This is a genomic window from Thiohalorhabdus sp. (assembly GCF_046545655.1).
In the GTDB taxonomy this organism is placed as follows: Bacteria; Pseudomonadota; Gammaproteobacteria; order Thiohalorhabdales; family Thiohalorhabdaceae; genus Thiohalorhabdus.
This window is the reverse complement of sequence record NZ_JBKGZG010000013.1, coordinates 1-19,098: the sequence shown is the minus strand read 5'-3', so window position 1 is coordinate 19,098 and position 19,098 is coordinate 1. Positions and strand designations below refer to the sequence as shown.

The 19,098-nt window shown below is 70.0% G+C and carries 18 protein-coding genes and 1 pseudogene; 5 read left to right on the top strand and 14 right to left on the bottom strand.

Going from position 1 to position 19,098, the window contains the following annotated elements; genetic code table 11:
- Positions 1 to 137: 137 nt before the first annotated feature.
- The 4 genes from ACLFRB_RS04680 to ACLFRB_RS04665 all read right to left on the bottom strand — a co-directional run bounded on the left by ACLFRB_RS04680 (position 138) and on the right by ACLFRB_RS04665 (position 4,045).
- Positions 138 to 1,259, bottom strand: a complete 1,122-nt coding sequence (locus ACLFRB_RS04680; protein ID WP_411067845.1) for an FIST C-terminal domain-containing protein — start codon at positions 1,257 to 1,259, stop codon at positions 138 to 140.
- Between the two features lie 177 nt (positions 1,260 to 1,436).
- Positions 1,437 to 2,564, bottom strand: a complete 1,128-nt coding sequence (locus ACLFRB_RS04675) for a porin (RefSeq protein ID WP_411067844.1) — start codon at positions 2,562 to 2,564, stop codon at positions 1,437 to 1,439.
- 40 nt (positions 2,565 to 2,604) lie between these two features.
- Positions 2,605 to 3,633, bottom strand: coding sequence for a hydrolase (locus tag ACLFRB_RS04670; protein ID WP_411067843.1), 1,029 nt, complete (start codon positions 3,631 to 3,633; stop codon positions 2,605 to 2,607).
- 55 nt (positions 3,634 to 3,688) lie between these two features.
- A complete protein-coding gene (locus ACLFRB_RS04665) occupies positions 3,689 to 4,045 on the bottom strand; it encodes a hypothetical protein (protein ID WP_411067842.1) in 357 nt (118 codons plus the stop codon).
- Positions 4,046 to 4,364: 319 nt separating this feature from the next.
- Between ACLFRB_RS04665 and ACLFRB_RS04660 the strand changes: the two genes are divergently transcribed.
- Positions 4,365 to 4,718, top strand: coding sequence for a hypothetical protein (locus tag ACLFRB_RS04660; RefSeq protein ID WP_411067841.1), 354 nt, complete (start codon positions 4,365 to 4,367; stop codon positions 4,716 to 4,718).
- A 17-nt stretch (positions 4,719 to 4,735) separates the two neighbouring features.
- On the opposite strand, the gene ACLFRB_RS04655 is transcribed toward ACLFRB_RS04660, so the two are convergent.
- The 4 genes from ACLFRB_RS04655 to ACLFRB_RS04640 form a co-directional block, all read right to left on the bottom strand.
- Positions 4,736 to 5,068, bottom strand: coding sequence for a hypothetical protein (locus ACLFRB_RS04655; RefSeq protein ID WP_411067840.1), 333 nt, complete (start codon positions 5,066 to 5,068; stop codon positions 4,736 to 4,738).
- 331 nt (positions 5,069 to 5,399) lie between these two features.
- Positions 5,400 to 7,208, bottom strand: a complete 1,809-nt coding sequence (locus ACLFRB_RS04650) for an AI-2E family transporter (protein WP_411067839.1) — start codon at positions 7,206 to 7,208, stop codon at positions 5,400 to 5,402.
- A 107-nt stretch (positions 7,209 to 7,315) separates the two neighbouring features.
- Positions 7,316 to 8,380, bottom strand: a complete 1,065-nt coding sequence (locus ACLFRB_RS04645) for a glycerol-3-phosphate dehydrogenase/oxidase (protein ID WP_411067838.1) — start codon at positions 8,378 to 8,380, stop codon at positions 7,316 to 7,318.
- Positions 8,377 to 9,048, bottom strand: coding sequence for a glycerophosphodiester phosphodiesterase (locus ACLFRB_RS04640; protein WP_411067837.1), 672 nt, complete (start codon positions 9,046 to 9,048; stop codon positions 8,377 to 8,379). The genes ACLFRB_RS04645 and ACLFRB_RS04640 overlap by 4 nt, the downstream gene beginning before the upstream one ends.
- 228 nt (positions 9,049 to 9,276) lie before the next feature.
- On the opposite strand from ACLFRB_RS04640, the gene ACLFRB_RS04635 reads away from it, so the two are divergent.
- The 4 genes from ACLFRB_RS04635 (at position 9,277) to ACLFRB_RS04620 (ending at position 12,023) form a co-directional block, all read left to right on the top strand.
- Positions 9,277 to 9,729 carry a beta-lactamase hydrolase domain-containing protein gene (locus ACLFRB_RS04635; protein WP_411067836.1) on the top strand — a complete coding sequence of 151 codons (453 nt, stop codon included), beginning with the start codon at positions 9,277 to 9,279 and terminating at the stop codon, positions 9,727 to 9,729.
- Between the two features lie 77 nt (positions 9,730 to 9,806).
- Complete coding sequence (locus ACLFRB_RS04630; protein ID WP_411067871.1) at positions 9,807 to 10,607, top strand: OBAP family protein; 801 nt, start codon at positions 9,807 to 9,809, stop codon at positions 10,605 to 10,607.
- A gap of 82 nt (positions 10,608 to 10,689) precedes the next feature.
- A complete protein-coding gene (locus tag ACLFRB_RS04625; protein WP_411067835.1) occupies positions 10,690 to 11,454 on the top strand; it encodes a hypothetical protein in 765 nt (254 codons plus the stop codon).
- Between the two features lie 23 nt (positions 11,455 to 11,477).
- Positions 11,478 to 12,023: a hypothetical protein gene (locus ACLFRB_RS04620; protein WP_411067834.1), complete on the top strand. Its 546-nt coding sequence runs from the start codon at positions 11,478 to 11,480 to the stop codon at positions 12,021 to 12,023.
- Between the two features lie 17 nt (positions 12,024 to 12,040).
- On the opposite strand, the gene ACLFRB_RS04615 is transcribed toward ACLFRB_RS04620, so the two are convergent.
- From ACLFRB_RS04615 to ACLFRB_RS04590, 6 genes and pseudogenes are all read right to left on the bottom strand, one after another.
- The gene (locus ACLFRB_RS04615; RefSeq protein WP_411067833.1) at positions 12,041 to 12,664 is read right to left on the bottom strand and encodes a hypothetical protein; all 624 of its coding nucleotides are present in this window, start codon (positions 12,662 to 12,664) and stop codon (positions 12,041 to 12,043) included.
- A 285-nt stretch (positions 12,665 to 12,949) separates the two neighbouring features.
- On the bottom strand, positions 12,950 to 13,426 hold the full coding sequence (locus ACLFRB_RS04610; protein WP_411067832.1) for a hypothetical protein: 477 nt from the start codon (positions 13,424 to 13,426) through the stop codon (positions 12,950 to 12,952).
- A 17-nt stretch (positions 13,427 to 13,443) separates the two neighbouring features.
- A pseudogene (locus ACLFRB_RS04605) lies at positions 13,444 to 14,139 on the bottom strand (MOSC domain-containing protein).
- Positions 14,136 to 17,243 (bottom strand): efflux RND transporter permease subunit, encoded by a 3,108-nt coding sequence (locus ACLFRB_RS04600; RefSeq protein ID WP_411067831.1) that lies wholly within the window; start codon positions 17,241 to 17,243, stop codon positions 14,136 to 14,138. Before ACLFRB_RS04600 ends, ACLFRB_RS04605 begins: the two are co-directional and overlap by 4 nt.
- Positions 17,240 to 18,607, bottom strand: coding sequence for an efflux RND transporter periplasmic adaptor subunit (locus tag ACLFRB_RS04595; protein WP_411067830.1), 1,368 nt, complete (start codon positions 18,605 to 18,607; stop codon positions 17,240 to 17,242). Before ACLFRB_RS04595 ends, ACLFRB_RS04600 begins: the two co-directional genes overlap by 4 nt.
- A gap of 94 nt (positions 18,608 to 18,701) precedes the next feature.
- A partial coding sequence (locus tag ACLFRB_RS04590) for a hypothetical protein (protein ID WP_411067829.1) occupies positions 18,702 to 19,098 on the bottom strand: 397 nt, incomplete at its 5' end.

Genomic DNA, 19,098 nt, shown 5'->3' with positions numbered 1-19,098 from the left:
CCAGAGCGTTGCTTCCACCGCCACCCCTCTCCGGAAAACGCCACGGGTCTCCTGAACGGTTCGCGGTCAGGGAACGCTCCCACACCCTCCCGTTCCCGCCCGAAAGCGGTGGCCGGGTCACCCTGGGGCCGGACCCCCTACGGAAACAGGGCCAGGACGCCGGTGTACCCGTACAGCCGGCTGTCGTGGATCTCGCCGTTGCAGAAGAACCCGGCCAGCGGCACGTCGCCGAGCTCCTGGCGCACCAGGCGCAGCTCGTTGGAGTCCTCGCCGAACAGGCTGGCCCCGCGCCCCACGCAAGAGAAGTACAGCGCCCCGCGTGCCTCGCCCCCAGCCCGCTCGCGCACCTCACGAACCATGCGGATCAGGTCCTCGCGGGCGGTGTTGCCGTCGCGGCGGCAGAACATGATCTCCTGGCCCTCGCTGACCTCCTCGCCAACGCCCACCACCTTCTTGGCCTCGTTGACCCCCACCAGGTTGCGCACCAGGTAATCGCCGCTGTCGGCGCCACCCTGGGGGAAACCGGCGAAGATGTAGCCGGCGGCCTTGTTGAGGTCGCGGGCCAGCAGCTCGCCGATGTCCTCGTAGAAAGCGTCCAGGGCGGGCCGGCCGTCCAGTTCGATGAGGGCGTTGCCGTCGCAGGAGGTGATCTCGCGGCGCGGGCCGATGGGGGTGCAGCCCTGGGTGAGCCCCGTCACCACGGGCGCCTCCCCGCCGAGCAGCACCCCCGAGAGCCCGCCCTCGGTCACCGTCCCGGCAGCCTGCGGATAGGCCCGGCGCCGGGTGGAGGTGAGGCCACCCACCAGGAACCCATCCGGAAGCTCGGCGCCCAGCTGCCCGATCAGGTCGGGCACCTCGGCGTTGCGGGGATCGCCGTGCACGATGCCCCGCACCGATTCCTGCCCCCGGTACCAGGACCCCAGCTCCGCGCGCAGGTCCGACAGATCCTCCCGCTGGGTGGGCAACAGGCGCACGGCCTCCGGCGGGAAGGCTGCCACCAGGACGCTCAGGGCCGGCGTCAGGTGGTACTCCTGGCCGGACCCGCAGACCCCGGCCCCGAGGGTGCCCACCCACTGCTCGATGCCGGTGCGGGCCTTGAGGTAATCGACGATGGGACCGAACTCCTCGCTCCACTCGTCCGTGATGTATACGAAACCGAGGTTGGCGTCCGCCGGCAGCTCCCCCAACTGCCGCAGGCAGGAATCCGCCGCGTCCCGCCACAGGGCGCCCCCGGCGTGCCCGGCTCGAAACCGTTCCATTGCTGGGTACCGCCTTAGTAGGGGAAAGACCCGCCATTGTACCGGGCACCGGCTGCGGGCCACCAGGGCACGCTCCCGGGCTCCCCGGTCGGTCTTTTGCAGGGCGTGGGGCAGTCGCGAAAAAGCCCCGGGGGACCCCGGGGCCCTGCTGAGGGAGGAAGCGCTCGCCCGAGGCGGCTAGATCACGTGCTGGAACTGCACGAACAGCTCGTTGGCGTCCTTCCCGTCGACCCCCTCCCGGTTGGACCCCACCCGGTAGGTGGCCTGGAGCTTGTCGGTGTGCCCGTTGAGAAAGAAATTCAGGCCTGCGGAGGCCCGGGTCCACGTCTCGTCGTAGGCATCGGCGTCGAGCGCCTGGTAGCCGGCGACCAGCTCCGCCCGTGACGGAACCACCATGTAGCCGCCCTCCACCGCGTAGGTTCGGAAGTCGCCCTCTCCCCCCTCGATAAGGCCGGAAGTGACGTTGCTCCCGTTGGCCTCGGTGGCAAAGCGGTTGTACTGGGCATCCACCGACAGGCCGCCGGCCCGGAGCGCCACATCGGCGCTGAGGCCCTTTGCGGTGTCGTACTGCTGGGCGGGGGCCGGAGTCCCGGCCGGCTGCTCGTCGTCGTTCTTCCAGCTGAACCCGTTAATCCCCAAAGCCAGGCTGGGAGCGCGGGCGAAATCTCCCTGGGCCTTCTTGAACGGCTCCCCCACGAGGAAGAAATCCAGGCCCCCGGCGACCATCTTGCCGCCGTACCAATCGTCGTCCTTGTTGGTGCCCGAGCCGAAATCCAGCTTTTTGGTGTCGGCGTCGATGTAGGCCTCGTAGGCGCCGACCTGGTACCCGACCGGGCCGGTGACGCCGGCGTAGGAAAGGCCCAGCTGACGGTCCGGGGTGCCATAGTTGTGGTCCCCGACGAAGGTCCGCTCCACGAGCTGCTGGCGCTTGGAGGAGGTATTGGACTCGCGCGAGAAGGGCACGTAGTGGTTGCCGACGGTCAGCCGGCCGGGGCCCAGGGCCGTGTAGGCGATATAGGCGTCCTTCACGCTGACTCCGGCCTTGCCGAAATCCACCTGCCACTTGCCCGAGATGTCCTCCGTCACACCACCCTCCATGTACAGGCGCATGCGGCGGAAGAACAGCTCGTCCGTGCTGTCGCCTGCGTCCGGGCTCTCCAGGTGGTACTGGGCCTGGAGTCGACCACCGAACTCCAGGTGGGTATCGCCCTTGTCGTAGACGGTCACGCCGGCGGGGGACGAGGCGGGGGCGGCCACTCCGGCCAAGAGCAGGGCGGGAACCGCCCGGTTCGCCAATTCAGGCATGGACTAGCCTCCTTGCTGGTCGCGGTTCGGCGGGATTGCCTTACCGGGGGGAGAGGCTAGTCGCGGAATGTGAAAGGGGTTGGTCAGGGCGGTGAAATTTCGATGACAGCGCCCCGCTCAGGTAGCGGGCCACCCGTTCCTCGATCCAGTAGCCGGGACGCCCGGGGATCCGCCCGGTGACGAAGCCCACGTGGCCGCCGTGGCGGTGCAACTCCAGCCGGATGGCGGGCGAAAGCTCATCGTCGCCGGGCACGGCGTCGGGGGTGGTGAAGGGATCGTCCAGGGCATGCAGGACCAGGGTGGGGACGGTGATGTCGCCCAGGTAGGAACGACAGCTAGCCCGGTGGTAATAGTCGTCCACCCCGGCATAGCCGTGCACGGGGGCGGTGAAAGCGTCGTCGAATTCGCGGAAGGAGCTGGCGGCTCGGACACGCTCCAGGGACACGGGACTGGTCTGCGGGCGATCGGCGTACCTAGCCGCCACCGAGGCCCGCAGGGAGCGCAGGAGGTGGCCCCGGTAGATGCGGGACAATCCGCGCTCCAGCCGGGCCGCGGCGCGGTCGAGGCGGAACGGCGGGGAGACGGCCGCCGCCGCGGCCAACGGATTTTCCGCGCCGGTCTCCCCCAGCCACTTGAGGAGCAGGTTGGCGCCCAGGGAGAAGCCCACCGCCGCCAGCGGCGTGTCCGGCTCCCGTTCCTCCAGGAGCGCCACCACCCGGGCCAGGTCGCCGGTATCGCCCCCGGTGTAGCGCCGATGGGTGCGGTTGGGCTCGCCGCTGCAGCCGCGGTGGTACATGAGCACCGGCCGCAGTCCCAGCTCCCCCAGCCCCCGCATGAGCCCCGGCAGATAGTGCGACTCCAGCGAGCCCTCCAGGCCGTGCAGGAGCACCACCACCGGCCCCGTGGCGGGCCCGTTCGCCAGCCAGTCGAGGTCCAGGAAGTCGCCGTCCTCAAGCTCCACTCGCTCCCGCCGCACCCGCACCTCGGCGGACCGCCGCATAAGGGCGGGCCACAAGGTCTGCAGGTGGCCGCCGGGGAGCCACCAGGCCGGTCGGTACCGCTTCTCCAATCCGCTCAACACTCCGTGCCGGCCCCTCGACCCCGGCAGCCAACCGCGCGGCCGGTTACCGGTCCATGGAGGCCCGCAGCTCCTCCCACTTCGTCCGGTTGGTTATCTTGGTGTCCCGGACCTCGGCGCCCTCGTAGAGCACCACGGCGTACAGGGCGTCGGTCTCGGGATCCGCGAAGCGCTCCACCACGTCCCGCGTGACATCCCGGCCGACCACCCACTCCGTCTCCGAGGGCCCCTGGAAGGCGTCGAGGACGTGGACCTTCACCCGGTCCAGGCGTCGAACCCTGTAGCCCTTCTCCTCCAGGCGGGGGATCCGTTCGGGCCGCACCCGCTTCCGCCGTTTGCGGCCCCGGGCGTCGGTGAGCTCCACCTCCACCCGCTCTCCCCGCAGGGACTCCCATATACCCATGTCTTCCTCGTGACTGTCCGATTGCCAGGACGGGTTGGGAACCGGGCGGCCCGTGCGGCCCCGCTTCCCTCTGTCGCCGCAAAGCATCACCTCCAAGGGCCCGCGATGCAACAGGAAATCCGCGATATGGGGTGGCTTTCGGGACAAACGGACCAGGGGACCCGGGAGGCTGTCGGCGGGCGGCGACGGTCGTAACGGGGACAGCCTGGTAGGTCCGTCCGGGCAACCGGATAATGCCCTGATATGAAAATTTTTTTCACGAAAGGCACGGGAATTGCTTTTGTTCCGGGTGCGGACAGCCGATTCCCAGGAGAACCCCATGAGCCAGCGCACCAACCCGTCCCATGAGCTGAACATGCTGGTTACCATATACGTTCAGGGCCTGCCCGTCGCCATGTGCGTCGCCGAGCGCGCGAGCCGGGAGGCGCTGCGCATCCGTCTCAGCGCCTGGACCCTCTACCCACACGCCATCGACGAGGTGGAGCTCACCCGCGAGACCGCCGAAGGGCTGGAACGCCACCGCCTCCCGGTGCGGGTGGACCGGGTGGTGGACAACCGGGCCGAGGCCGTGCTCCGGGAGGCCTCGCCGCGAGCGCTCCAGGCCCTGGACGCCCTCCTTGCGGAGCGCGCCAACGGGACGCGGGCCGCCGCGCCCCAGGCCGACACGGCCTGAAGCCCGGGCTCAGGGGCTCACAGGATCCCCAGGATGTTGAACTCTACATAGGCCCGGTCGGCGCCGCTCCAGCGCAGGGTACGGGGGGAAACCAGCAGCGCGGGGCGCGCGTCGCCCGGGTCTTTGCAGACCGGGCGCCCCTTGTAGCGATGGAAGAGCAGGTTGAGCTCCCTGGCTTCCTGCTCGGTCAGCTCCATCTCGCCCATGAGCACCGGCGGCCCCAGGGCCTGGGAGGCCTCCCGCCGCACGCCCAGACCTCCCCCCAGCCACCCATTCCTGCCTTCTCCCAGCTCCTCCACCTTGGGGAGCAGAACCTCCGGAACCCGGGGCAAGCCTGCGGGTGTATCCATCACCGCTCCTTATCGGTCGTCACGCCCAGAAACGATCCCCCTGCTTTTCCACTATTACACGAAACACAAAGGGTCCACCAAACGGCATTGCAACCCTTAAAGGAAATTTAATTGTAAATTTTTCCGAAAGTTACTTTTTAATTTTTCCATCATTGCGGCCTGAATTAGGGCTTCTGCAAGAGACGAAACCCCTCATCCTGCCTCTTAATCCCGAAGGTTTCCGCTATTCCTCGCCTGCTCCCAACCGTTCCGCCCGCGGACGTCCCCCTACCGGGCCCGGTCAGCCGAAAAACCCGTAAAATTCGGTGACGGAGCGGCGATCGCCGCTCCGCTACGGTTCCAGGGTCTCCAGCTCCTGCCGCTTGCGCAGGGCCCACTCGCGGGCCTCTGCCAGACTGCCCGTCACCACCTGCGCCCCCGCCTCCCGCAGGGATTGGAGGGAATCGGGGTCCTGCCCCCAGGCCCCAACCAGGATAGGCCAGACTGGGTCCCGGCCGTGCAGGCGCTTGCACAGGTAGCGGACCCGGGCATCTTCGGCGGGACGTACGGTGGAGAGGCAGAGCACGGCGCGATGCCCCCCCGGAAGCCGGGCCGCCAGGTCCCCGGCCAGCGTATCCGCCGGCATGTGCACCGCCGGCATGCCCTTCGAGCGCAGCAGGGCCACCAGGAGCTGGGCGGGAAGCTCATCCAGGTCGTCGTGGGCGGGGATACAGACCAGCCCCGCTTGATGGGGTACCTCCACGGCGGGCTCGGGGAGCGGCTCCTCGCCGGTCACCAGGGGAAGGATGGACTTGCGGGCAACGCCCACCATCCCGTCCACCTGCCCGGCGCCCAGCTCGCCACCCACATGGTTCTCCTGGACCAAGCGCAGGGCAGGGAGCACCACATCGTCCAGGGTGGTTACGAGGCCGTGCCGTTCGCTGTGGTCGGCCAACAGGCGCCTGGCCTCGCCCTCGTCCATGTCGTGGAGCCGATGATAGAAGGTCGCCGCGGGCGGCAGGGGAGGCTCCCGGCCCAGGATAACCGGGAAGAACCGGAGGGCGGGCACGTAGCGGCCGAGCACCACCAGGCAGGCGGTCAGGGGGATGGCCACCACCAGACCCACCAGGCCCCACAGCGCGCTCCAGAAGACCACCGCGAACAGTACGGCCACCGGCGACAGACTTGTGCTGGCCCCATACAACCAGGGCTCCAGCACGTTGTTGGAGAACAGCTCCAGGACCAGGAAGAGCCCCAGCACCCCCAGCGGACGGACCCAGCCGTCGAACACGGCAAAGGATAGGAGCACGGGCAAGCCGGCCCCCACCCAAGGGCCGATGAAGGGAATGAACCGCAGGAGGATGGCCAGGATCGCCCACAGGGCGGCGTTGGGGACGCCGAGGAACCACAGACCGATGCCCACGGGGATGCCGTAGGTCACGTTGATGATCGCCTGGGCGCGCAGATAGTGAGTGATCTTGCGGCCGGCGTCGTCGAGGGCCCGGGAGGTCAGACTGAGGCGCCCGATCCCCGCCAGGCGGATCACCCGTTCCCGGAGGTCCTCGCGGTAGATCAGAAAGAAAATGAGGTAGACGAAGGCCAGGCCGGCCATGCCCACGGGTTGAATGAACATGCCGCCATAGGTGCGGAGAACGGCCAGGACCTCGGAGGCGGGCTCCTGGTGGATCTGCACCGGCACGGGCTCCCGTTCCTCCCCCGCTCCGGCCTCGCCCTCGCCGGCCCCCGGCGGCTCTTCCTCCTCCCCGCCCACCTCCTCGCGGACGCTTTGCGCGGCCTCCATGATCCGCCCCAGCACCGTGCTCCCCTCGGGCTGCAGGCCCTCGATGCGCTGCACGATGTTGGCGCGGTAGTCGGGCAGGGAATCCGCGAGAACCACCACCTGGCGGGAGACCACCCCCGCCACCGAGGCCACCACCACCGACAGAAGGGCCGCCACGATGAGGGCGCTGCCGATACGCCCCAGGCGCAGGCGCTCAAGCAGACCGGCCACCGGGGCCAGTAGCGGGGTCAGCAGGGCGGCAATGACGATGGGGATTAGCACATTGCGGCCCACGTACAGCAGCCCCACCACGGCCACCGCACCCAGCAGGCTGGGCGCCATGCCGGGGAGGAGGGAGCGGAAGGGGGAGGACGACTGCACGGTAGGGATCCGGGGCGGGAGGGTTTCCGGCCATTGTTAGCACGGCCGGAAATCCGGCCCCATACGGGAGAAGGCCGATGGCACCTGGTGTCCCGCGACGACCACCGCTAGCCGCCGGCCGTGCGCGCCACCTCCTGGCCCAGGCGGCGGGCCGTGGTCCACTTGCCCCCACAGACGATCACCAACCGCCCCCGCTGCTCGATGCGGTACTCCCGGCTCGCCCGGTTCACATCCGTTCCCCCACGGATCAGGGGGCGGAGGCCGGCGAAAGTCTCCGCGATCTCCTCCCGGTCCGCCGGGCGGAAGTAGTGGTTGTAGGCCTCCAGCAGGTAGTCCCGCTCCTCCGGGCTGCACCGGATGGGCTCGTCCAGGCCCTGGCGCACCTCGGTGGTGCCCACCAGGGTGCGCCCCTGGTAGGGCAGGGCGAAGAAGGGCCGGCGGTCCCGCGGCGCCTCCAGGAGGAAGCCCACCGCCAAGGGCCGCTCCAGTAGCAGGTGGCTGCCGCGCACCGGGTCCAGCCGGCAGCCTCCCTGGATGCCGCTGGCTGCATTGAGCCGCTCCGCCCAGGGCCCGGCAACGTTCACCACCCGGTCGAACTCATGGCTTTCCCCGGCCGTCTCCAGGGCGCCCTCCTCGCTGATCCGGCGGACCTCCGCATGCTCGTGGAGCACCCCGCCCAGCTCCCGGACCCGCTCCGCCACCCACAGGCCGAGACGGTAGTCGTCCATCTGGCCGTCGTAGAAGACATAGCCGCCACGCAGCCCGGGGGCGCGCAGCTCGGGCGCCAGGGCGGTGAGCTGCGCCGGCGACCGCCAGCCATGGGCACCAATGCCCTGCCGCCCCGCCAGGCGGTCGTAGAGCCACAGGCCGGCCTTCAGCTTCCAGCGCGGTCGCGATGCGGAGCGGTAGACGGGCAGCACCAGCCGCAGGGGTTGGGCCAGATCCGGCACGTGGCGCAGCCACCAGTTGCGCTCTTGCAGGGACTCGCGCACCAGGCGGAGCTCGCCGTGCTCCAGGTAGCGCAGCCCGCCGTGCAGCAGCTTGGTGGAGGCGCTGCTCGTGGCCCGCATCAGCTCGCCGCGCTCGAACAGCTCCACCTCGTGGCCCGCCTGCAGCAGGGCCCAGGCGGTGCTCAGGCCATTGATGCCTCCGCCCACCACGCCCACCCTCATCTGGCGTCCCTCCCCAGGACGGCCAGCGCCACCTCGGGCTGATCCAGGATCACCCCCGCGCAGCCCCAGTCCCGCACCGTCCGCACGTCCGCGGGGGTGTGGACGTTGTACACCAGGTTGGCCACCCCGGACTCCCCCACCGCCTTCAGGATGCCCCCATCCACGTAGTCCAGGTTCCAGATGCAGTATTCCGGCATCCTCCCCGCCCAGGCCCGCAGCAGGGCCTCCGCCGACACGGGCCGATGGTTCAGGACCAGCCCGAAGGGCAGCCCCAGGTCCCGCCCGTGCGCGTGGAGGAAGTCGTGGTAGGGGGAGGACAGGATCAGACGGGGGGCCTCGATCCCATCCAGGGCGCGCCGCAGGGGCTCGATGAAATGGGGGCTCTTGATCTCCAGGTCCCAGAGGAGATCCGGCCAGCGGGCGAGCACCTCATGGAGCTCCGGCACGTGGTGGCCCTCCGCGGCCTCCAGCTCGGCGTGGTCGAGCTCGGCCACGGGGGTCCCCGCCGCGTCCAGGCGATCGTGGAAGAGCACCAGCCGTCCGTCCCGGCTGAGGCGCACATCCGTCTCGATGCCGTCCACGCCCAGATCCACCGCCGCCTGGAAGGCCGCCAGGGTGTTCTCCGTGAACCCCTCCCCCATCACGCCACGATGCCCCAGCACCAGCATGCCGGCCTCCTCTGGTTACCGTTTTCGACGGTCCCAGGTTTGGACCGCAGGGGCAACAAAAACCTGCGCTTGGCGGTAGGGACCCCACCGGGCCGCCCGCCCTTTCCCCAACGCCTATAGGGTGAAAGCCAATTGCCGCTCCGCGCCCGCGTGCCAAAACCTTTACCACGGAGCTGCTCTTCCCCGGCCCCTCAGACCGGACCAGCGCAGGCCCCCAGGAGCGCGGCCATGATGCAGATCATCCAGATGGACGAAGACTATGTGGTCGGGCTGTCCGTTCCGGATCCCGAGGAAATGGAGGAGCTGGCGGCAAAAGGCTTCCGCGCCGTGGCCAACCTCCGCGAGGCCGGGGAGGAGAAGGAATACCTCAGCCCCCGGGAAGAAGAGGAGCAGGCCCGGCGGAACGACATGGAATACGTCCACACCCCCGTCAGCACCGACGACCTGAGCGAGGAGCGGGTGGACGAGCTCCGGGAAGTCTTGCAGCAGTTGCCCAGGCCGGTCCTCGTACACTGCAAATCGGGCAAACGCTCGGGGGCCTTCCTTCTCATGCACACCGCCAGTGAGCGGGGCCAGTCGGGCGAGGAGGCGGTGGGGCAGGCGGAATCCATGGGCTTCCGGTGCGAGAACGCCGAGATGGAGCAGTTCGTCACGGACTACATCAATCGGCACAACCACTAGATCGAGCGACGGACCCATCGTGCCGCTGGCCTGTAGGACCCCGTCCCCCAGGAAAGGAGGCAGCCATGTTGAACTGGATCTCCGCTCTGCGGATCTCGCCGTTCGGGCTGGCCACGGGGCTTACCCTGGCGGCCGCCTACCTTCTGCTTCGGCCCGGCCGGTCCCACAACCCCACCAGGCCTCGGGGAAACAGCAAGACCCCCCTAACCCGCTTGCTGGAGACGGGGGCCACGGCCATGCAGCCGCGGCCGCCCCTGCGGGGCTTCCACACCTACCTGGTGGGCTTCCACCCCATGAAGGAGGACCCCGAGCGCCAGTGGATCGCCCACCACTGGTGCCGGCTGGCCAATGACGAATTCGCGGAGTGCGTGATGTTCGACGGCAACACCGCCGACGCCAATCTGGTGGGGATCGAGTACATCATCTCCGAGCGGCTCTTCAACCAGCTTCCCCCGGAGGAACAGGCCTTCTGGCATCCCCATAACGGGGAAATCCTCTCCGGGCAGCTGGCCGCGCCGGGACTCCCCGCCCCGGCGGAGAAGATGCTGATGCGCCGGCAGATCAACAGCTACGGCAAGACCTGGCACCTGTGGGACACGGGGACCGACCGCCAGCCCGGGGACGACCTCCCCTTCGGCGAGCCCAAGCTGGCGTGGTCTTTCAACCACGCCGGGGAGCTCCAGCCCTGGCTGCAGGCGCTGCGCGACCGCGAGCTGGGCATCAACACCGAGGCACGGCGCGCCTCCAGGGAGGACCTCGTCGACCATGCCCACCCGCAGAGCGGCGCCGACGCCTTGCAGGGCCGGTTCGAGCGGCCCACCCGGGAAATTCCGGGCGTGCAGGGGCGACGGGTCCGGCTCGAATCCACGGAGCGCTGATCGCAAGGGCGCGCTCCCGGCGGGCACATCCGCAACCTCCTGGTATCCTGCTCCCGGATACCCTTTGTCCAGGAGGAGCCCCTTGTCCCGCCCCGGCCTGCTTCCGCCTCTGGTCCTCCTGCTGCTCGGCCCGCTCCTGCCCGGGTCCGCCGCCGCTCTGGGCAGTCGGTTCATCCTCTCCAGCCCGCCCCTGGATCCGCCGGTTTCCCGTATCGGAGAGGCCCGCTACCGGGTCAGTGGCGGCCTCCGCCAGTACAGCTCGTCCGACGCCGACCTCACGGGCTTGACCCTCGGCGTGGCCCGGCGGCAGGCCCTGGAGGGGCCCTTCGCCTTCACCCTTGGCGGACAGTTCGACTACGTCAGCGGCACCGCCCGGCTCCGCTCCGGGGACGATGACCTCACCCTGTGGCGGACCACGCTCTACGCCATCGGGGAGTACCGCCACCGCTTCACCCCGGACCTGGGCGCCGTCCTCTTCGCCGGGCCCAAGGTGGGCTACGGCGAGTACGAGATGGACTACCGCCCCGCGACCACCCTCCCGGAGGAGCATGTGGACGGTCGGGAGGAGACCTACGGCTACCTGGTGGGTGTCCGGGCCCCGGTGAAGGCGGGGGGCGACCTGCGCCTCACGCCGTTCCTGTCCTACGAGGCCCTGGACGCGCGGGCCCGGGAGCGCCGCACCGCAGCCGGCAACCGCACGCTCGACCGCACCTACGAGATCACCCAATATGGGGTGGAGCTGCGGTTCGTGAGCACCGGACTCACCCTGGGAGCCACTGTCCAGCACTGGACGGACGGCACCGCGGACACCACCTACAACCTGTATCAGGTGGGCTACCAGTTCTGAGCACGAGCAGAGGGGATCGGGATATGGCGGCGAGAGCGCGGTGGGCGCGGCTGGTTCTGGTGGGATCCCTGGCCGCCGCGGGCCAGGCCCAGGGGGGCACCCACCTGGGCGCCTTCGGCGTGACGGAGAGCACCTCCTGCTCGGGGGATTGCGGCTCCGCCCTGGAGGAGCAGGAGCCCGGCTACGGCGCCTCCTTCCTGTTCACCGGCCGGCTCTACGGGGACTGGGGGGTCTTCCTCGAGCTGGGGGGCACCGACGAGGCCCCCTTCGCCGGGGTGGGAGCCACCCGTTGGTTCGGGCCGCTACGCCTCCAGGCGGGGGCCTACATGGCCACCCACCAGGCCGACTACAGCTTCGGCGCCCCCTTTCCGGACGGGGAGTCCAGCGAGCAGGTCTCGGCGCTGGGGGCGGAGGTGTCCTACCACGGCGTCTTCTTGCGCTATCAGCGCTACAGCGCCGACCATTCCTTCGAGTCCACCAACCCCGCCGACCAGACCCAGACCCGAACCGCCTCCGCCTCCTTCGACGTGGACAGCTTCTTCCTCGGCTACCGCTACACCCTCTGGTAGCGCGGCGGGCCCCGCTCCTACCGCAGCAGGCCCCGGACCCATTGCCGCACGTCGCTGAGCAGGCGGGCGGCAGCGCTCATCAGCCGGCTCCACCGCTCCTCCTGCCCGGTGAGGTGCAGGTAGCCGTAGACGCCACCCACGACCACCGCCAGCACCACGACCACGGTCAGGAGCCCGGCGGCCAGAACGGCCCCGATGAGGACCACCAGGACGGCGGCCGCGAGGGCGGGGGCGCACAGGCTGCCCAGCCGCTCCTCGCAGAGGGCCTGCATCCGTTCCCAGGAGCCCTGCGCGGCGGCGGGAGCACCGGCTCCTGCGGACGGGGCGGCGGTTTCCTCCTTATCGTCCTCCGGTTGTCCAGCGCCCTCGGCAGCAACCGCCTCCTCCGCGGCGCCGGCCGGATCGGGGGTCGGGTCCGCCGCAACCTCTGCCATTCCCTGTCCTTGAGGGTGCCCGTCCTCCTCCGGGGAAACCACCTCCTCGCGCCGCTGCATGCAGGTCTTGCAGACCTCCTCGGGATCCACCGCCGCGGGGTCCGGTACCCGCTTGGAAATGGTGCGCTCGCAATAAGTCGTGCTGTCGGCCCGCACAATATGGACACGCTTGCCGTTGCCCACGTAGCCGTATTCCACATCCACCATCGGAGGCGTCTCCTTTCGGCAGGCAAGGCCCGTTTGCTTGCCGGCTTGTAGTTCCCGGCTCGATCAAATCATTATCACGCCGGAAAAACAAGCATGGCTCCGCATACCCCTTTCTGCTTTGGAAGGGTTATTCTCCTTGCGTGCGCGACCATCCAGTTCTGTGCTCTACATTACCGGGCCCGTAACCGGCCATTGTTTTCCCGCGAAAGGGTCCGAGCACTCCCTTGCGGACCCCCCGGGAAACAGCCGCCCCGTGCAAATCTCAAAAAAGGCAAAAGCCCGGCATCACTCCGCGGTCTCGAAGGGCCTCTTTTCGATCTGGTAGGTGGCATGGCAGGACACGCACTGCTGCTGGAGCCGGGCCAGCTGCTCCAGGGAAAGGGCCCGATCCCCCATGGACTCGGCGTCCATGGCGATGCGGTCGAAGGTGGTGTGCACCTTGCCGGCGAGCCGCTTGAAGGTGTCCGGCAGCTTTTCCACCACCCGCGGCGGGATCTCGTTGGCGGCCTGCCCGCCCATCCGCCGGGCCGCGTCGGCCACCTTTTGCATGTCCTCGACGGCCAGTCCCGCGGTGATCTCCTGCATGGCCACCAGGAAATTCCGCATCTCTTCCAGCACCAGATGGCGCTCGTCGGGCGGCAGATCCAGCACCTGGCGCTGGTCCGGATCCCGGGGAGCTCCCTCCTGGTCCGGGGCCGCTTCTCCCGGGCCAGCCAGGGCCACCGTAGCCAGGGCAGAGGCCAGGATCGCTTTTTGATACATGGGTGGTCTCCTTGCAATCACGTGTTGGGGGTAGGCTCGCCCAGCCGCCCCGACCAGTCTTCCACGCGACCCGTCGCCAGGCGCTTCTGGAGCAGGCCCCGCTGGACCGCCGCCAGCTCGGAAACGGCCAGCAGGCCTTCGATCCCGGCGAGATCCCGGGGATCGCGGAACAGCAGGTGCGCGACCCGGCTCAGCGGCCATTCCGGGCGCGGGCGCTGGAGAAGGACCAGACAGCTATCCGGGGAAACGGAGCCCGGCTTCAGCACCCGGTAGTACCAACCGACACGCCCCGATTCCTGAACCCGCCGCGCCATGTCCGGAATCCCGAAACGCACGTTGAGGGTGGCGCAGGGCTGCCGCAGCTGGGAGACCTGAAGGACGACCTCCCCCAGCGAAAGAATGTCGCCGAGGCAGACCTCCGCCTCCGTCAGGCCTTCGGTGCTCAGGTTCTCCCCGAAAGCGCCCGGGGCCCCAGTACCTCCGGCGGGTGGGGAAGCCCCTGCCAATGGGCGTAATGCTCCCAGGGGTAGTGGTGGAGGGCCTTGTCCGGCCCACCGTGATGGCGACGGTTGCCCTGGGCATCACCCTCCAGCCCTTCCTCCCCCAGCCAGAGGGGCCGGGCGACGGGGGTCTTGTGGATGCCGCTTGCCGGCCCCCCCCTCCGTGAGGGGCTGGACGGTGCCCGTGAGCAGGGCCTTGAGGCGACTCCTCATTCGTTTTCCTCCCCCGGCCCAGTCGTCCGCGCCCACCCCCAGTCGTCGAACAGCACGTACAGTGCCGGGATCACCAGCAGCACCAGCACGGTGGCGGTGAGCAGGCCGAATACCACCGACACCACCAGGGGCTTGATTGCGTCCGCCTGGGTGCTGGTTTCCAGCAGGATGGGCAGCAGGCCGGCGATGGTGGTGGACGAGGAGATGAGGATGGCCCGCAGGCGGTCGCGGCTGGCCTGGCCGGCGGCCTCCGCGGCGGGCAGCCCCCGCGCGCGGTGGGCCTTGATGAAATGGATCAGCAGGATGGCGTTGTTGACCACGATGCCGGCGAGGCCCGCCGCACCGAGCAGCGAGGGCATGGACAGGTAGTAGCCCGTCAGCACGTGGCCCCACACGGCCCCCAGGAGGGCCAGGGGGATGGACAGCATGACGATCAGGGGCTCCACGTAGCTGCGGAACTGGAAGGACAGGATCACGAAGATGCCCACCAGGCCGATCAGAAGCCCCCGGGCGATGGAGGCGCCCGTCTCCGCGGAGCGGGCCACCTGGCCCTCGAACACCACGTCCACCGCCGGGTGGCGCTCCTCGAACGCCGCCAGCCAGCCGTCGCGCAGGTCGGCGACCACCTCCTGCCCGCTGCTCTTCCGGGCATCCACGTTGGCCTCTACGGTGACCGTGCGCCGGCCGTGGATGCGGTTGATCTGCGCCCAGTCGCGGTGCTCGCGGATCTCGGCCACCTCCCCCAGCGGCACCCGCTCGCCGTCGGGCAGGGTGATGGTCTGGTCGGCCAGGTCGCCGAGGCTGTCGCGGTCCCCGGCGGGCTCGCGCACCAGCACCTCCACGTCCCGCTCGCCGATGCGCTGGGTATCGGCGATCTCCCCCAGCCAGGCGGCGCGCAGCTGGGCGCCCACCTCCTCGGCGGTGAGGCCCAGGCCGTGGGCGCCGGGAGCCAGCTCCAGGCTGCGCTGCGGCTTGCCGGGACGCAGGTCGTCCATGACGTTGTAGGTGGCGCTGTAGCCGGCGAGGTGCCCGGCGGCGTCCAAGGCGGCGGCCTTGAGGGCGTCCAGGTCCTCGCCGCGCAGGCGCAACTCCACCGGGATCCCGGCGGGCCCGAAGCCCGGTTCCTGGATGGTCAGGCTGTGGATGCCGGGGACGGAGCCGATCTCCTCCCGCCACGCCGCCGTCAGCTCGTCCAGGGTCACCGTGCGCCGCTCCGCGGTGAGCAGGTCCACCATGACCGTGGCCACGTGGGGCCCAGCTTCGCCGGCGCTGGGGTTGTGGTTGAAGCGGGTCTGCACGGCCTCAACCAGCGGGGCGCCGTCGGGCTGCTCCGGGGTAAGCCGCTCGTCCAGCTGGCCCATGGCCCGCTCGACACGCTCGGCCACCGCCTCGGTGCGCGCCAGCGGCGTGCCCTGGGGCATGAGGATGCGCGCCTCCAGGACGTCGCCGTCGATCTCGGGCATGGCCTCGCTGCCGATGTGGCCGCCGGCCAGAAAGCCGGCCGAGCCGAGCAGGATCGCCAGAATCGCCCCCAGCACCGCGTGGCGCCACCGCACCGCCCGGTCGGCGGCCCGGCCCACGGCCTCGCGGAAGGCGGCGAAGCCCCGCTCGAAGGCGCTGCGGAAGCGGGAGTCGTGGCCTTCGGCCAGTCGCGGCACGCTGCCCTTGAGGTGGTGCGGCAGGATCCAGAAGGCCTCGATGAGGCTGGCGGCAAGGGCGGCGATGAGCACCACCGGCAGCACCTCCAGCACGGCACCCAGCTCCCCGGCGAGGAAGGACAGGGGCGCGAACACGGCCACCGTGGTCAAAAACGACGACAGGACGCCGGGCAGCACCTGGCGGGTCCCCTCCGTCACCGCCGCCACGGCCGAACCCTGCTCCCCGGCATGGACGGCGATGTTGTCCGTGATGACCACGGCGTCGTCCATGACGATGCCGATGGCCATGAGCAGCGCCACCAGGGTGATCATGTTCAGGGACAGGCCGGTCACGGCCATGACGAAGAAGGCGCCCATGAAGGCGGCCGGCAGCCCCAGCACCGCCCACAGGGCCAGGCGCGGCCGGAAGAACAGGCTCATAACCGCCACCACCAGCAGCACCCCGAGCACCCCGTTCTCCACCAGCATCTGCAAGCGATCGCGCACGATGCTGGTCATGTCCTGGGTGACGGCCAGCCGCACCCCGCCCTCGAAGCGCTGGCGCTCCGCATCGACCAGCTCGGTGAGGCGGTCCATTACCTGCAGCGAGTCGTCGCGCAGGGTCTTGCTGACCTCCAGCACTACCGCCCGCTCCCCGTCGAAGCGGATCTTCTCCTCGTCCCGCTCGCCTACCTGCTCCAGGGTGGCGATGTCGCCCAGGGTCAGCTCGCCCCCATCGGGGTCGGAGACCACCACCAGGTCGCGCAGCTCGCGCAGGGACCGGCGCTGGTCGGTGAAGCGCAGCTGGATGTCGCGCTCGGGGGTCTCCAGGGTGCCCAGGGGCATGTCCACGTTCTGGCGCGCCACACGGCGGGCCAGGGACTGGGCGGAGAGCCCGTGCTGCCCGAGAACCTCGCGTGGGACGGTCACCTCCCACTGGCGCTGGGAGACGCCATGGATGGCCACCTCCGCCACCCCGGGCAGGGCCATGATCCGCTCCTCCAATCGGTAGGCGTAGTCCTCCAGCCGGTCCCGCGGCATGTCGCCGGCCACCGCCACCGCCGCCACCAGGTCGCTGCGGTGCAGCTCGCGCACCACCGGCTCCTCGGCCCGCTCGGGCAGGTCGGTGATGGCGGCCACCTCCGTGTCGATCTCGTTGAGGAAGCGGATGGGATCGCCGCCCTCGGCCATGGTGGCCACAGCACTGGCCCGGTTGTCCTGGGCGGTGCAGGTGATCTCGTCGACGCGGTCCACGCTCTGGACCGCGTCGTGGAGGCGGCGGCAGACTTCGTCCTCCACGTCGGCGGCGGTGGCGCCGCGGTACTCCACCTCGACGCTCACCTCCACCGGCCGGTAGTCGGGGAAGGTCTCGCGCTTGAGCTCGGGGGCGGCGAACAGGCCCGTGGCCAGGAGGACGACGAGCAGCAGGTTGGCCGCGGTGGAATGGCCGGCGAACCAGCGGATCACGCCCCGGCTCCCTCGGCGCGCCGGCGCAGCTCTTCCTCCAGCGCCTCATCGCGGTGGGGATCCACCGCCATGCCGTCCACCGCGGGGACGGGGTCGTCAACGATGACCCGATCGCCGGGGGCGAGGCCGTCGGCGATCACGGCCAGATCGTCCTGCTCGAAGGCCACCTCCACCGGCTGCCGGCGGAGGCGGTCCTCCGCAGTGGCGAGGTAGATGGCCCCGTCGTGCACGGCGGAGGCGGGCACGATGAGCCGCGATACGGGGCTCGGGCCAGACAGCCGCACGCGCACGTACATCCCTGGCTGCAGGGCGGGGCGCTCCGGCGGCTCGGCCTTATCGTAGGGGGCCTCCACCCGGACCACCACCCGCACGGTCCGCGTGCTCGGATCCAGACCGCTGGCGATCCGAGCCACTCGGCCCGACCAGACCACCTCCCGGATCCCGGCCAGCGCCACCTCGGCGTCGAGGGCCTGAAGGCCCACCCGCTCCTGCAGGTCCAGGGCCCCGGGCGGCTGTTCCAGCTTCGCCACGCCGCCCACCACCCGCCGCAGCATGGGCAAGGGGACGTGGGCCTCCACCTCCACCGCCTCGGTACTGTCCGCCCTGAACAGCAGCTGGCCCGGGGAGGCCTGGTCGTGGAGCTCGATGTCCACCTCGCTGATACGCAGGTCGTAGGGGGCCTCGAAACGGGTGTCGGCGATGTCCTCGCGGGCCCGCTCCAGCCGCGCCCGGGCCTGCTCCTGCTGCGCCTGCAACCGCTTGCGGCGGGTGGGGACCAGGGCCAGCTCGTTCTCCAGCTTGGCCACCGCCTGGCGCTGCGCCACGGTGGCCCGATGCTGCTTGTCGCGGGCGGAGCGCGAGATCTGGTCCTGTTCGGCCAGCCGCTGGACCCGGTCCAGCTCCTGCTCCTCCAGCTCCAGGCGCTCCCGCTCCAGTGCCAGCAGCTCCTGGGTGTTCTCCTCCTCGGTATCGAGCTGCCGCTCTTCCGTGTCCAGGGACGCCAGCTCGGCCTCGGCTTCGGCGATGGTGAGCTGGTAGCGGGTGGGGTCCAGGGCCAGCAGCTCCGTGCCCTCCGGCAGGATGTTGCCGCTTTCCAGCTCGGGGTGGCGCTCCACAACGCGCCCACCGACGTTGGCGGTGGCCTTCCAGCTCTCGGCGGCGCGGGCCACACCGTAGCCGCTCGCCTCCATCCGGAGATCCAGCGGTCGGGCTTCGATTACCGACAGGGTGGGCACTTCCCTGGCCGCCTCCTCCTGCCCGGGGGACTGGCGATTGGCGACGAGCAGCGCCACCAGGGCCAGGCCGACCGCCAGGCCCAGCACCACCCAGATCCAACGGCGGAAGGAAGGGAACCGCCTAGCCATGACCAATGCACCTTGTCGAGAGCCCATCCCACGGGGGCCCGCTGTTTCGGTGGCGGCGCGGGAATGCCGGCATGCGCCCGACCATTGCCTCCTCCTATTCCCCGACCTCGGTGCCGCGCCGGTCCCCGAACCGGCGGTGGCAGGCCAAACAGCTGTCCACCAAGCGGTGGAAGCCCTCGGTCATGCGCTCCAGGGCCTCCGCGTCCGCGGCCTCCGCGATATCCCGCGCCGCCCCCCTGGTCCGCTCGTCGTATTCTCGGAGCTCCCCGGCACCCAGGCCGACCCGACTCAGCAGGCTCAATTTCTCCGTCAGGCTGGGGGTGGGGTGATCCGCCAGGCGGCGGGCGGCGGCCGCCGCCTCGGCGTAATCCTCCCGAAGGAGCGCCCCGGAAAGTCCCTGAAAATCATCCTCCATCACTCCCATCACCCGCTCCAAGGGGCCGGCCCGGCGCAGGAGGTCACCGCCGCCACCAAGCCCAGCCAGCCCCACG

Bases quoted from the DNA above. Each gene is read 5' to 3' on its own strand.
- ACLFRB_RS04655 (WP_411067840.1), bottom strand. From the start codon at position 5,068: ATGGATACACCCGCAGGCTTGCCCCGGGTTCCGGAGGTTCTGCTCCCC.
- ACLFRB_RS04660 (WP_411067841.1), top strand. From the start codon at position 4,365: ATGAGCCAGCGCACCAACCCGTCCCATGAGCTGAACATGCTGGTTACC.
- ACLFRB_RS04615 (WP_411067833.1), bottom strand. From the start codon at position 12,664: ATGGTGGATGTGGAATACGGCTACGTGGGCAACGGCAAGCGTGTCCAT.
- ACLFRB_RS04595 (WP_411067830.1), bottom strand. From the start codon at position 18,607: ATGGCTAGGCGGTTCCCTTCCTTCCGCCGTTGGATCTGGGTGGTGCTG.
- ACLFRB_RS04640 (WP_411067837.1), bottom strand. From the start codon at position 9,048: ATGCTGGTGCTGGGGCATCGTGGCGTGATGGGGGAGGGGTTCACGGAG.
- ACLFRB_RS04645 (WP_411067838.1), bottom strand. From the start codon at position 8,380: ATGAGGGTGGGCGTGGTGGGCGGAGGCATCAATGGCCTGAGCACCGCC.
- ACLFRB_RS04620 (WP_411067834.1), top strand. From the start codon at position 11,478: ATGGCGGCGAGAGCGCGGTGGGCGCGGCTGGTTCTGGTGGGATCCCTG.
- ACLFRB_RS04635 (WP_411067836.1), top strand. From the start codon at position 9,277: ATGATGCAGATCATCCAGATGGACGAAGACTATGTGGTCGGGCTGTCC.
- ACLFRB_RS04610 (WP_411067832.1), bottom strand. From the start codon at position 13,426: ATGTATCAAAAAGCGATCCTGGCCTCTGCCCTGGCTACGGTGGCCCTG.
- ACLFRB_RS04665 (WP_411067842.1), bottom strand. From the start codon at position 4,045: ATGGGTATATGGGAGTCCCTGCGGGGAGAGCGGGTGGAGGTGGAGCTC.
- ACLFRB_RS04680 (WP_411067845.1), bottom strand. From the start codon at position 1,259: ATGGAACGGTTTCGAGCCGGGCACGCCGGGGGCGCCCTGTGGCGGGAC.
- ACLFRB_RS04675 (WP_411067844.1), bottom strand. From the start codon at position 2,564: ATGCCTGAATTGGCGAACCGGGCGGTTCCCGCCCTGCTCTTGGCCGGA.